This is a genomic window from Providencia sp., assembly GCF_052096715.1.
Taxonomy (GTDB): domain Bacteria; phylum Pseudomonadota; class Gammaproteobacteria; order Enterobacterales; family Enterobacteriaceae; genus Providencia.
The window spans coordinates 1-13645 of the sequence record NZ_JBQDNB010000033.1 but is presented as its reverse complement, the minus strand read 5'-3'; the positions used below and the strand labels follow the sequence as shown (position 1 = coordinate 13645).

Genomic DNA, 13645 nt, shown 5'->3' with positions numbered 1-13645 from the left:
TCAACTGCGAGTATTAGTGAGAGTGGTCGACAATTATCGTGCCGATTTCAGGATGACTGAAGGTATTAATACAATCCAAACGTAGCTCCATTGTGCCATCATGTGTTTCAACAATCAGGTATTCTACTTTTTTACGCAGAAGCAAATCACTGGCTTGCCCTTCAATATTCTCTCCGCCATTAAGTTTAATCTGTAACTTCAACTGGCGTTGGCATGCGATTTCTAGATATTCGTAATCATCACAATTGATAGGTTGATATTCAGTATCTGTAGACATATTCCCTCACCACTGTGTTAGTGGCGGTTATTGCCGCCTTGAACATTTTGTATCAAGCAAAAACATGCTTAATACGATAATAGCATAGTAATTTTAATAACTATAATCGGCGCTAGATGAAAAAGACAATTCTTATTCATTAAATTAATGAATAACGTATTTTATCAGTAATGTCCTAATTATCTTATGTGCCCCATCTTTTTGCTGCCTGAGATGATACGATGTTGTTATTAGTTAAAGAGTTAAACATGAATGTTCACAAGGGAATTATAATGAATAAGTCACTATTATTAGTCTTAATGGCGGTCGGTACAGTTACATTAGCTGGTTGTCAAAGTGCAGCGAAAAATCCAAATACGGCACAAATTGATAATGCATATACTGGCGTTATCCCTTGTGCAGACTGTTCTGGTATTGAGGCAACTCTGTTAGTTAACCAAGATGGCAGTTACGTCGAACAGTTGATTTATATGGGTACAAAAGAAGGTAATCGTGCATTCCATGATGCAGGTAAATGGGATGTGGACGGTGAAAAATTACGCTTAACGAATGAAAAAAATGACCTAACTTATTTTGCTAAAGCAGCAGATGGTAAATCGGTCACTTTACTTGATTTGGAAGGTAATCCTATTGAAACTCAGATGAATTATACCTTAAATCAAGTCACACCAAGCAAAAAAGTGGGGCAATACCGCTACATGGCGGATGCGGCAGTATTTACTGAATGTGAGTCTGGCCGTCAATATTCCGTATCAGGTATTGAACTCGAAAAAGGCTATAGTGAAACAGGTGTAGAAGGTGGCACACCTGTATACGTTGAGGTGGAAGGTTATTATTCAGTACGCCCTTCTATGGAAGATGGTCAGTTTGACTCAGCACTTATTCCAACCGGAAAAGCTAAATTTGATAAGACTGCTGCTTGCCAATAATTTAATGATCTAACCTTACTCTCCTAAATTTTAAAGGCCCAATGCTTATATCATTGGGCCTTTTTGTCGTTTAAATAATTAAAATTCATGAAAATACTCTGATTTTTTTACTTATTCCAAAAAAGATGTGCTTTTGATATCAGTATAACTTTTTAATTGACGCGAAATATTTGCATAAATGTGAAGAGGGTCATGGCAATAGGTCAATGAGAGACAATTATAGATAACAATGAAATATCGAAAAATAGGGAATGTACGTATACTGCCTTCAACTAGAAGTAATTTAGTGGCTTTATGTGCTTAAGACAAAAAAACATAAGTCTATAAAAAAATTTATAAATTACAGAAGAAACCAAAAAATAATTAGAACTGCTTAAGGATAAAGAATGAACAAGAAAAATATCTACTTATTTTGTTCTGCTGGAATGTCTACTTCTCTATTAGTTAACAAAATGAGAATTCAGGCAGAAAAATATGATGTTCCAGTCAATATTGAGGCCTTCCCAGAAAGTTTGGCCGCTGAAAAAGGTGTTGATGCGGATTTAGTGTTACTGGGACCTCAAATTGCTTGGATGTTAGACGATATTCAAAAGTTATTACCGAGTAAACCTGTTGTGGTTATCGACTCGTTATTGTATGGGAAAGTTGATGGTCTTGGTGTATTAAAAGCCGCAGTTGCAGCAATTAAAAATAAAACGACAAATTAAACTTAGAGAGCTACTTACTACCTCTACTAAATAATGACTCCATCACTATGAGACTATCACTACAGGGTTGTCACTAGAAAATGGAGCACACTCAAAAATTGAGGGTATTCTTATGAGTCTCGCAATAAATTCGCTTGAAAAGGCACTCCTCCCATTCGCGGTAAGACTGGGAAAGCAGCCTCATGTTAATGCAATAAAGAATGGTTTTATTCGTATTATGCCACTGACTTTAGTTGGGGCAATGTTTGTTCTTATTAATAACGTTTTTCTTAGCTTTGATGTCGGGTCGTTTTTCTATTCTATGGGGGTTCGATTAGAACCGAGTACGATAGAAACAATTAATGGATTTAAAGGAATTGGGGGGAATGTCTATAACGGAACCCTCGGTATTATGTCATTGATGACACCTTTTTTTATTGCGATGGCATTAGCTGAAGAACGCAAGGTTGATCCACTCGCTGCAGGTCTGCTTGCTATAGCTTCATTTATGACCGTGACCCCTTATGAAGTTAATGGTGCTTATGCTGTTGGTGCCAACTGGCTCGGTGGTGCAAATATTATTTCGGGTATTATTTTAGGGTTAGTTGTAGCCGAAATGTTTACCTTCATAGTTCGTCGTAACTGGGTCATTAAATTACCTGATAGCGTACCTCCTTCAGTTGCTCGTTCATTCTCTGCATTAATTCCTGGCTTTATTATCCTATCTATTATGGGGATAATTTCATGGTCATTGAGTGGCATTAGTACTAACTTTCACCAAATAATCATGGATTCAGTTTCAACACCACTCGCCTCAATGGGTAACGTTGTCGGTTGGGCATATGTGGTATTCACGTCACTATTATGGTTTTTTGGTATTCATGGTTCGTTGGCATTAACGGCGCTTGATAGTGGTATTATGACGCCATGGGCATTAGAAAACGTCTCCTTATATGCTGAATACGGTTCGGTAGATGCCGCAATCGCTGCGGGTAAGTCATTCCATATGTGGGCTAAGCCTATGTTGGATTCTTACGTATTCTTAGGGGGTACAGGGGCAACGCTTGGGTTAATTATTGCTATCTTTATTGCATCACGACGTGCTGATCATCGTCAAGTTGCTAAGTTGGCACTACCCGCGGGTATATTCCAAATTAATGAACCTATTATTTTTGGACTGCCTATTATCATGAACCCTGTAATGTTTATCCCATTTCTTCTTATTCAACCTTTACTTGCAGGAATTATGGTCGCCGCTTATTACTTAGGGATTATCCCGCCGATCACAAATATTGCACCTTGGACAATGCCAACAGGACTAGCTGCATTCTTTAACACTAATGGTAGCGTGGCCGCTCTATTGCTTGCTTTGTTTAACCTTGGTGTTGCGGTACTGGTTTACTTACCATTTGTTGTCATCTCGAATAAGGCACAGAACACGATTGATGAAGAAGAAAGTGAAGAAGATATTGCTAATTCATTGAAATTTTGAAGCTAGAGGAATTAATCAAAAAATAAGTTAAGTTGCATGTTAGTGATAAACGAAGTTAGTTTGAGTGATGAAATGTAGTAGATCACCATGCAACTTGCATATGACAAAGATATTTTTCCATTATGAAAGAGATAAAGTTATGTTTGAATTAGATGATATTCAAGACGATACAGTAAGTGAGTTAGAAGAAGTTGTTATGGGGCTAATTATTAATGCAGGTCAAGCAAGAAGTCTTGCTTATACTGCACTAAAAAAAGCCAAAGAAGGTGATTTTGCTACAGCTAAAAGTTTAATGGAGCAATCTCATTCTGCTTTGAATGAAGCACATAAAGTACAAACAAAATTAATTGAAGACGATATGGGTGAAGGGCGAGTAAAAGTTAGCCTAGTGCTTGTTCATGCTCAAGACCATTTAATGAATGCGATGTTAGCACGTGAGTTAATTACTGAGTTAATTGAGCTTCATGGAAAAATAAATAGTTAAAAGGTTGAACAGGTAAAAAGCAAACCGATAGAAAGGAGATTATAATGCAGATATTAATGAATAGAACAGACATTGCTGCGGATATTAAATTAGTTCAAGAACGTGAGCTTTTTAATAATAAAACCTTTCATGTCGTTATTTATAATAAGATTGAAAGTGCCACTGGGTTACATCAACATGATTATTATGAATATATGATTGTTTTAACTGGACGCTGCTATCAAATAATTAATGGTAAACGGGTTTTATTGGAAAGAGGCGATTTTGTTTTCTTACCAATAGGCTCTAATCATAAAAGCTCTTATGATTTTGGCGCAACCAGAGTATTAAATGTTGGAATAAGTAAGTCATTTTTTGACAAACATTATTTGTCATTACTTCCTAGTTGCTTTGTTGCCTCTCAAGGGTATCAATTAAAAAATGAATTTATGGCTTATATTGAGTCAGTAATCGCATCACTAAACTTTCGTGATAGTGAATTTAATGAATTTGTCGAGTTAGTGACATTTAATGTGGTCAACAGATTGCGTCATTATCGTGAAAAAAGCCTGCAAGACGATGCACCTATGTGGCTTAAAACGACATTGGAAGAAATGCATGATATTGCTATGTTTAGCGAAAGTGCATTACAAAACATGATTACAATTACGGGTAAATCTCAAGAGTATCTAACTCGAGTTACTAAACGTTTTTATGGCAAAACGCCAATGCAACTTATTAATGATATTCGAATCAATTTTGCAAAAAAACAATTAGAAATAACAAATTATACAATTACAGATATTGCTTTTGAATCTGGATATAGTAGCCCAAGCTTATTCGTGAAGAAATTTAAAGAGTCAACATCATTAACTCCAAGCGATTACCGAAAAAATCTTTTTAGCGTTGAACAGCGTGTCGGCGGTTAAATATTCACTGATGTAATTAGCTTTAATTAGCTGAATTTTTTGAGCACAACCATTTTTAATTAAAAATGGTGTGCTTTTCTATACTTAAAATACAAGGTTATATGGAGTTAATATGACTAAAAAATTGAAAATTGTTACTATAGGTGGTGGTAGTAGTTATACTCCTGAGCTATTAGAGGGTTTCATTAAGCGTTATCATGAACTTCCAATAACTGAATTATGGCTTGTTGATGTCGAAGAGGGAAAAGAGAAGTTAGATATTATCTTTGACCTTTGTCAGCGAATGGTTAAGCACGCTAATATTCCATTAAAAGTGTATAAAACACTGGATCGTAAAGAAGCGCTGAAAGATGCTGATTTTGTGACAACTCAGTTACGAGTTGGCCAATTAAAAGCGCGAGAAATCGATGAGTCAATACCATTAAAGTATGGTTATTTAGGGCAAGAAACTAATGGTGCTGGTGGACTTTTTAAAGGGCTACGTACGATCCCTGTTATTTTTGACATTATAAAAGACGTTGAAGAAATATGTCCTAACGCATGGATCATTAACTTTACTAATCCAGCTGGTATGGTCACAGAAGCAGTTTATCGACATACAAATTTCAAACGTTTTATTGGGGTATGTAATATTCCAATTGGTATGAAAATGTTTATTACAGATGTGCTGAATTTAACGGATAAAGACGAATTATCAATCGACTTATTTGGTTTAAACCATATGGTTTTTATTAAAGACGTTATTGTTAATGGCAAATCACGTTTTAATGAGTTATTAGATGGAATTGCATCGGGAACATTAAGTGCTAACTCGGTTAAAAATATTACAGATTTAGCCTTTGATGAAGGGCTGATCCGTTCATTAAATTTAATACCATGCTCATATTTATTATATTATTTTAAACCTAAAGAAATGTTGGCGATTGAGCTTGGTGAGTATTACAAAGGTGGAGCAAGGGCTCAAATTGTACAAAAAATAGAGCACCAGTTATTTGAGCTTTATAAAAATCCTTCGCTAGATGTGAAACCAAAAGAGTTAGAATTACGAGGTGGGGCTTATTATTCAGATGCTGCTTGTGAAGTTATTAATGCAATTTACAATGACAAAAATACTGAACATTATGTAAATATTCCGCATCTAGGTAATATTGATAATATTCCAGCAGACTGGACTGTAGAAATGACCTGTACTTTAGGGCGTAATGGTGCGACACCACACCCTAGAATCACACATTTTGATGATAAAGTGCTTGGGCTTATTTACACTATCAAAGGTTTTGAAATTGCGACAAGTCGCGCTGCAACTAATGGCGACTTTAATGATATTTTATTAGCAATGAACCTTAATCCTTTAATACATTCTGACAAAGATGCTCGTCTAATAGCAAAAGAGTTGGTAATTGCACATAAAAAGCATCTTCCTAAATTTGAAAAAGCAATAAAGCAGCTTGAGCAAGAAAAGTAAATACGATTATTAGCGGTAAAGCTAGTTATCTGGGTAAATAGAAGGAAATAATAATGACATCGTTATTGATTGTTAATGCCGATGATTTTGGGCTATGTCAGGCAGTTAATTATGGCATTATTGAGTCTCATCGAAATGGTATTGTTCATTCGACAAGTGCGATGATGAATATGCCAGGTATACTCCATGCGGCTAAATTAAGCCATGAATATCCTACGCTAGCAGTTGGTATGCATTTTGTATTAACTGCTGGAACGCCATTATCATCGATACCATCATTAACCCGCGAGGGAATGTTAGGTAAGTGGCTATGGGAGATAGATTCGAGTGAATTAGCATTAGACGAAATTGAGCAAGAATTACATCGTCAATATGATTATTTTGTACAAGTGTTTGGTCGAAAACCAAGTCATATTGATAGTCATCACCACGTTCATATGCTCGCGGGTATTTTTCCTATTGTTGTTAATTTTGCACAAGAAAAAGGCATTGCCCTGCGGGTTGATCGCCAATTAGAAAAAAATTGGCCACCAATGTCTTATTCGGTCACGAGTACGGATTATTTTAGTAGTGATTTTTATGGCGATGAAATTACAGAATCTTTATTTCTTAAGATACTTGATGAGTCAAAACAACGTGGAGATAGTTCAATTGAAGTGATGAGCCATCCTGCATATATTGATAATGCGTTATTGAAAAGTAATTATGCTTATCAGCGGTTAATTGAACTAGATGTGTTAACGTCAGCAGCGCTAAATGCTCAAATTTTAGAACGTGGTTTTAAACTTGGTTCGTATTTAGATCTTTAATAATAAGCCCAAACTCTAATAGATGATAAATATTATCGATTATCTTGAGTTCGGGCTTTTTTAATTTTATTAATTTAGATCGTTAATCAGTTACTTTTTCAGGCACGAGGCCAGTTTTCCTTTTAGGAAAGTCACTACATTATCAAGACCAACGAGTTCTTTATCATCACTACGGCGAGCTTTGTATTCAACCTGATTGTTATCTAAATTACGGTCACCAATAACAATAGTATATGGGACACCAATCAGTTCCATGTCAGCAAACATCACGCCTGGACGCTCTTTCCTATCATCAAAAATCACATCAATACCTTGTGCTTTTAGATCTGCGTACATTTTCTCAGCAACTTCTTTAACGCGATATGATTTATGCATATTCATCGGTAAAATAGCTACTTGGAATGGTGCAATGGCATCTGGCCAAATAATTCCGCGCTCATCATGGCTTTGTTCGATAGCGGCAGCAACAATACGTGTTACACCGATACCATAACAACCCATAGTAACGATTTGGTTGTGGCCTTCTTCGTTTTGCACTGACGCTTTCATAGCCTCGGAATATTTTGTTCCAAGTTGGAATATATGACCAACTTCAATACCACGTTTAATGAGCAATGTTCCTTTGCCATCTGGGCTAGCATCACCTTCAATCACATTACGTAAATCAAAAGTACTAGGTAATGTTAGGTCACGTTGCCAGTTGATACCAAAATAGTGTTTACCATCAATATTAGCACCGGCCCCAAAATCACTCATTACAGCGACACTTCGGTCAATGACGATAGGTAATGGCATATTGATTGGGCCTAAAGAACCCGGGCCTGCATTAACGGCTTTTTTTATCTCTTCTTCAGTTGCAAATTCTAATGGGCTGGCAACTAAAGGATGTTTCTCAGCCTTGATTTCATTAAGTTCGTGGTCGCCACGAATTAACAATGCAACTAATGTATGACTCGAATCTTCTTTTGCATGAACAATCAGTGTTTTAACTGTTTTTTCTATCGGTAACTGGAATTGTTCTACCAGTTCAGCAATCGTTTTTGCATTTGGCGTGTCGATAAGACGCATTTCTTCAGTTGGTGCTGCACGCTCAATCGCTGGAGCAACGGCTTCTGCAAATTCAATATTCGCCGCAAAATCAGACTCTGTTGAGAAAACAACATCATCTTCACCACTTTGTGCAAGAACTTGGAATTCATGAGAAGCACTGCCACCAATAGAGCCGGTATCTGCTAAAACTGCACGGAAATCAAAACCAATACGGGTGAAAATTTTGCTATAAGCCGCATACATTTCATCGTAAGTTTCTTGTAGTGATTCTTGATTTATATGAAAGGAATATGCATCTTTCATAATAAATTCACGTGAACGCATTACACCAAAACGTGGGCGAACTTCATCACGAAACTTAGTTTGGATTTGAAACAGATTCAAAGGAAGCTGTTTATAAGACGTAATTTCATTTCGAACTAAATCTGTAATGACTTCTTCATGGGTAGGGCCAAGAACGAAAGGGCGTTCTCCACGATCAGCAAAACGCAGTAATTCAGGACCATATTGCTCCCAACGTCCACTCTCTTGCCATAAGTCAGCAGGTTGCACGACAGGTAATGACACCTCAATAGCGCCTGCATTTTCCATTTCTTCACGAACGATATTTTCTACTTTACGCAGAACACGCACACCTGTGGGTAGCCAGTCATAAAGACCAGAAGCAAGTTTACGGATCATTCCTGCACGCAGCATCAGTTTATGACTGATAACTTCTGCATCCGCAGGGGTCTCTTTTAGAGTTGAGAGCAGATATTTGCTAGTACGCATTGTATAGGTTCCATTAGAACAACAAATTTTGGTAGGCGGCGTGCTTACCAAATAAATTATGGCTGCTATGCAGCATTATAGAGAGCTAGTCTACCAGTGACGGTGAATTGTCAAAAGGGGTTAAATGTTTTTTTCATTACGTTCGATGGAGAATACTTCAGTCACACTATCAATGACGCGCCAACGAACATTAAAATCGAGTAGATGAACTGCATAATCACGAATTTCAGTTGATTGTTTTTTATAAGCAGGACGAGGGTCTTGCATTAACACTTGTTCGATAAATTGTGCAAGCCCAGGGTATTCATTTTGATATATTTGCAGCTCTTTTTGTGCTTGAGAACTAAAAATAACGTGCATGTTATCTGATGGGGCATCTTGCGCATATCCAGCTTCAGCCGTTGTAATTGCCTCAGCAAAAGGCAAGTACGGTTTAATATCAATGACTGGCGTTCCATCAACAAGATCAAGGCTACCGAGCTCTAAGATGACTTGATTATTTTTTGTAATAACACCCTTGAGTTCAACAAGCGACATACCAATTGGGTTAGGTCTAAAAGTTGAACGTGTTGCAAATACGCCAAGCTTTTCATTACCACCAAGTCTTGGCGGGCGAACTAAAGGTTTCCAACCCCCTTCCATGGTTTGATGGAAAACAAATAATACCCAAATATGACTAAATTGGGTTAATCCCCTGATTGCGTTTTGGTCATTGAAAGGAGGGTGTAAATGTAGTCGTCCAGAGCCACCTGGAACAAGTCCAGGTTGGCGTGGAATGGCAAACTTTTCCTTATATGGTGACTCTATATGCCCAATGGCATTAAATTGGAAAGATTGCATTTTTGATTATTCAACAATTTGTAGTGCACTACCTTCGCAGATTGTTGCTTGATAACAGCCTGGCGAAGTCATGGTTTGACACTGGTGTAATAGCACGGCATCAGCAGCAATGTAGGCTGCTTGAGTTAGCATACTCGTTTTTGCTGAATTGAGGTTTGCTGGTGGGCTTTGAACACTTTCTCTGCATGATTCACCTGAGACAACCCCTAAATCTTTAAAGGGCATTCCTAACAATTCCTCAGGACTATTCATTAGTTTTACATTGGCTGTGTCTGCTTTAGTAACGCTAGGCACTGGTTTAGACAATTTCATACTAGAGAAACCTTTATTTTGCCCTGGACTCGTGTATTGATTAATTCCACACCCAGCTAAAACAAAAGCTGCTAAGGTGAGCAATAACAGTCTCATAAATTATACCTTTCTTATATGTTTATAAAATTTCTTCGCTATATGTAGTTTATCTATATTACAAAAAATACTAGATGGCACGAAGCCATCTAGTATATTAAACAGTTTTTTACCAATATAAAAGATTACCAGCCTTTAACTGCACCACCATCAAAGACTTCATTTGCTTTACTTGCTACTTCATTTGATTGATATGCTTGAATAAACTTCTTCACATTCTCGCTATCTTTATTATCTTCACGAGCAACAATAACGTTTACATAAGGTGAATCTTTATCTTCAACAAATAAACCATCTTTTGCTGGAGTCAATTTTGGTGTTGCACTACTTGCCCAAGTGGTATTGATGATTGCCAATGCGATTTTTTGGTCATCAAGTGAACGAGGTAGTTGTGGTGCTTCTAACTCAACAAATTTTAAGCCTTTTGGATTTTCAACAACATCCAAAACAGTTGGCATCAAACCTGTGCCATCTTTTAATTTAATTAAGCCTTGTTGTTGCAGCAGTAATAAAGAACGACCTAAATTAGTTGGGTCATTTGGTAGAGCGACTTGTGCTCCATCAGCTAGTTCATCAACAGATTTAATTTGTTTAGAGTAAGCTGCAATTGGGTAAATAAACGTATTGCCTACTGGCACTAATTTATAGTTACGGTCTTTAATTTGTTGTTCAAGATAAGGTTTATGTTGGAATGCATTCGCATCAATATCACCTTTACTTAAAGCTTCGTTTGGTAAAACAAAATCATTAAATGCAACTAACTCAACATTTAAGCCATATTTTTCTTTAGCGACTTTTTGTGCAACTTCAGCAACTTCTAACTCTTTGCCCATAATCACACCGACTTTAATACTATTTGGATCTTTTTCTTTTTCGCCACAGCCAACAAGAACTAATGAGCCTAATAGCGCGCCGACTACTGCAATAGATTTTAACTTGATAGACATAATTGACCCCTATAAACACTTTCTTTTATAGCACCCTAACGGCGCTGCTATTTTTACAGACTATCTATGTGACACTTTCTTCATTAAATATTCACCACTAAATTGAATGATGAATACTAAGATAATTAACAACACAAGAACGGTATTCATAATCATTGGATTATAAGTGTAGTAGCCGTACTGCATTGCAATTTGTCCTAAACCGCCAGAACCAACAGCACCACCCATTGCGGAATAGCCGACTAACATAATTAAGGTAATCGTTGCTGCGTTAATGATCCCAGGTAATGATTCAGGTAATAAAACTTTTCTAATAATTTGTAATGGGGTTGCACCCATTGCTCTTGAAGCTTCAATTAGACCACTTGGAACTTCTAATAATGCATTTTCTACCATGCGTGCTATAAAAGGAATTGCACCAACAGTCAATGGGACTATCGCACCTTCTATTCCAATAGCTGACCCAACAAGAAATTTGGTAAATGGGCTTATCCAAACTAATAAAATAATAAATGGAATGGAACGGAAAATATTCACTACAGATGAAATGACACTATAAAGAAGAGTGTTTTCCATCACTTGCCCACGACGTGTAATAAATAGCAAAACACCAGTAGGTACACCCATAATGAAGCCTAAAATGGCAGAAACGATGGTCATGATAATCGTATCAATCGTTCCTGATATAAGCAGTGCAATCATTCCCTCAGACATACCCTAAAACCTCTACTTTTACATGGTGTTCTTTTAAAAATTCAATTGTGGATTCAATTCCACCATTAACGCCGTGTAATTCTGCTAACATCACGCCGAATTTGACACCACCTGCGTAATCAATTTGCGAGCTTAATATATTAATATCAATGTCAAATTTACGAACCACCATTGAAATTAAAGGTGCGTCAACAGATTGGCCTGTGAACTCAAGTTTTAATAATGGTGATAAATCTTGAGCTGGTTCATTTTTCAGACGCTCTTTATAGTCATCAGGAATATCAATAACTAAAGTTGATTTAATAAATGCTTGAGCAATAGGCGTTTTCGGATGAGAGAAAACTGCGCTGACTTTATCTTGCTCAATTAATTGACCATCACTGATGACTGCAACTTGATCACAAATACGTTTTACAACATCCATTTCATGAGTGATAAGTAAAATAGTTAATCCTAATCTACGATTAATATCTTTAAGCAACTCAAGGATAGAACGAGTAGTTGCAGGATCTAACGCGCTCGTTGCTTCATCACAAAGTAAAACCTTAGGCGAATTAGCTAGTGCGCGGGCAATAGCAACACGTTGTTTTTGTCCCCCTGAAAGGTTTGCTGGATATGCGTCTTTTTTATCAGTCAAGCCAACCAGTTCAAGTAATTCATTAACACGCTCTTTAATTTTATTTTTAGGTGTATTGTCCAATTCAAGAGGTAGTGCAATATTATCGAAAACAGTACGTGATGATAATAAGTTAAAGTGTTGGAAAATCATGCCAATACCGCGACGTGCTCTTGTTATTGATTTTTCAGGTAGTGCAGTCAAATCTTGACCATCTACAATCACTTGGCCTGATGTTGGACGTTCAAGCATGTTTACACAACGAATGAGCGTACTTTTTCCAGCCCCTGATGCACCAATGACGCCATATATCTGACCAGCAGGTACATGCAGGCTAATATTCGTTAGCGCCTGAATGTTACGGCTTCCTTGCTGGAAAACTTTATTTATATTTGAGAGCTTTATCATTTATGTTTTCTGACTTTTACCAAAATAGTTATTTAGATAGTGTATCTAATATACTTGGATGTTAAGGCGTCTAGACGTCTAAGTCAATAAAGTTTGATCTATTTATTCTATTCTCATTTATTTTCTTTTCGTGAGATACTAAAAAACATTCAAGTTAGAGGAGCAAACAGGTGAGTAAAGGTATACCAGCAATTTTCTTAGATAGAGACGGTACAATTAATATCGATCACGGCTATGTGCATAAAATAGATGACTTTCAATTTATCGAAGGTGCTATTGAAGCTATGGCTGAATTGAAAAAAATGGGTTATGCACTCGTTGTAGTCACTAATCAATCAGGCATTGGTCGTGGTGTTTATACTGAAGATCAATTTATGCAATTAACGGAATGGATGGATTGGTCGCTGGCAGATAGAGACGTAGAACTTGATGGAATTTATTTTTGTCCTCATCATCCTGAAGCAACAATAGAAGAATACCGAGAAGAGTGTAATTGCCGTAAGCCAAAACCGGGTATGTTACTAGATGCACAATCAGTTTTAGATATCGATATGGCTGCCTCTATTATGGTTGGCGATAAACTTGCTGATATACAAGCAGGGAAAGCAGCACATGTCGGTACGACTGTACTGGTTAAAAGTGGTCAAAAAGTAACAGATGAAGCAATTTCGAGTGCGGATATTGTTATAAATAGCATCGCAGAGCTACCAGAAGCTTTAAAAAGAATCAAAAAATAGGCGTTTTGGGTAATAAGTCAGCGGTTGAAAAAGTTTTTCAAAAAAACACTTGCCAGAATTTTCTGACTCCCTATAATGCGCATCCACTGACCGGGAACAAGACA

The 13645-nt window shown here is 36.9% G+C and carries 15 protein-coding genes; 8 read left to right on the top strand and 7 right to left on the bottom strand.

Going from position 1 to position 13645, the window contains the following annotated elements:
• Positions 1-13: 13 nt before the first annotated feature.
• On the bottom strand, positions 14-277 hold the full coding sequence (rof, locus tag ACTH6U_RS18700) for a Rho-binding antiterminator (RefSeq protein WP_294106924.1): 264 nt from the start codon (positions 275-277) through the stop codon (positions 14-16).
• Between the two features lie 272 nt (positions 278-549).
• Between rof and nlpE the strand changes: the two genes are divergently transcribed.
• From nlpE to chbG, 7 genes are all read left to right on the top strand, one after another.
• Positions 550-1206 (top strand): envelope stress response activation lipoprotein NlpE, encoded by a 657-nt coding sequence (gene nlpE / locus ACTH6U_RS18695; RefSeq protein ID WP_294106926.1) that lies wholly within the window; start codon positions 550-552, stop codon positions 1204-1206.
• Between the two features lie 386 nt (positions 1207-1592).
• Complete coding sequence (locus ACTH6U_RS18690) at positions 1593-1913, top strand: PTS sugar transporter subunit IIB (protein ID WP_294106927.1); 321 nt, start codon at positions 1593-1595, stop codon at positions 1911-1913.
• A 112-nt stretch (positions 1914-2025) separates the two neighbouring features.
• Complete coding sequence (gene chbC / locus ACTH6U_RS18685) at positions 2026-3384, top strand: PTS N,N'-diacetylchitobiose transporter subunit IIC (RefSeq protein WP_294106929.1); 1359 nt, start codon at positions 2026-2028, stop codon at positions 3382-3384.
• Positions 3385-3523: 139 nt separating this feature from the next.
• Positions 3524-3868, top strand: a complete 345-nt coding sequence (chbA, locus tag ACTH6U_RS18680; protein ID WP_294106930.1) for a PTS N,N'-diacetylchitobiose transporter subunit IIA — start codon at positions 3524-3526, stop codon at positions 3866-3868.
• Positions 3869-3912: 44 nt separating this feature from the next.
• The gene (chbR, locus tag ACTH6U_RS18675; RefSeq protein WP_294106931.1) at positions 3913-4776 is read left to right on the top strand and encodes a transcriptional regulator ChbR; all 864 of its coding nucleotides are present in this window, start codon (positions 3913-3915) and stop codon (positions 4774-4776) included.
• A 112-nt stretch (positions 4777-4888) separates the two neighbouring features.
• A complete protein-coding gene (locus ACTH6U_RS18670) occupies positions 4889-6241 on the top strand; it encodes a 6-phospho-beta-glucosidase (protein WP_441832884.1) in 1353 nt (450 codons plus the stop codon).
• Positions 6242-6294: 53 nt separating this feature from the next.
• Positions 6295-7050: a chitin disaccharide deacetylase gene (chbG, locus tag ACTH6U_RS18665; RefSeq protein ID WP_441832883.1), complete on the top strand. Its 756-nt coding sequence runs from the start codon at positions 6295-6297 to the stop codon at positions 7048-7050.
• 90 nt (positions 7051-7140) lie between these two features.
• Here the strand turns inward: chbG and proS are convergent, their stop codons facing one another.
• From proS to metN, 6 genes are all read right to left on the bottom strand, one after another.
• Complete coding sequence (gene proS, locus ACTH6U_RS18660; RefSeq protein WP_441832882.1) at positions 7141-8871, bottom strand: proline--tRNA ligase; 1731 nt, start codon at positions 8869-8871, stop codon at positions 7141-7143.
• 120 nt (positions 8872-8991) lie between these two features.
• Complete coding sequence (gene tsaA / locus ACTH6U_RS18655) at positions 8992-9711, bottom strand: tRNA (N6-threonylcarbamoyladenosine(37)-N6)-methyltransferase TrmO (protein WP_294106939.1); 720 nt, start codon at positions 9709-9711, stop codon at positions 8992-8994.
• A 6-nt stretch (positions 9712-9717) separates the two neighbouring features.
• Positions 9718-10119, bottom strand: coding sequence for an Rcs stress response system protein RcsF (rcsF, locus tag ACTH6U_RS18650; RefSeq protein WP_294106941.1), 402 nt, complete (start codon positions 10117-10119; stop codon positions 9718-9720).
• 125 nt (positions 10120-10244) lie between these two features.
• Positions 10245-11066, bottom strand: coding sequence for a MetQ/NlpA family lipoprotein (locus tag ACTH6U_RS18645; RefSeq protein WP_294106943.1), 822 nt, complete (start codon positions 11064-11066; stop codon positions 10245-10247).
• A gap of 60 nt (positions 11067-11126) precedes the next feature.
• Positions 11127-11780: a methionine ABC transporter permease MetI gene (gene metI, locus ACTH6U_RS18640; RefSeq protein ID WP_294106945.1), complete on the bottom strand. Its 654-nt coding sequence runs from the start codon at positions 11778-11780 to the stop codon at positions 11127-11129.
• Complete coding sequence (gene metN / locus ACTH6U_RS18635) at positions 11773-12804, bottom strand: methionine ABC transporter ATP-binding protein MetN (protein WP_336430536.1); 1032 nt, start codon at positions 12802-12804, stop codon at positions 11773-11775. Before metN ends, metI begins: the two co-directional genes overlap by 8 nt.
• Positions 12805-12974: 170 nt before the next feature.
• On the opposite strand from metN, the gene gmhB reads away from it, so the two are divergent.
• Positions 12975-13541, top strand: coding sequence for a D-glycero-beta-D-manno-heptose 1,7-bisphosphate 7-phosphatase (gene gmhB / locus ACTH6U_RS18630; RefSeq protein WP_294106947.1), 567 nt, complete (start codon positions 12975-12977; stop codon positions 13539-13541).
• Positions 13542-13645 lie beyond the last annotated feature (104 nt).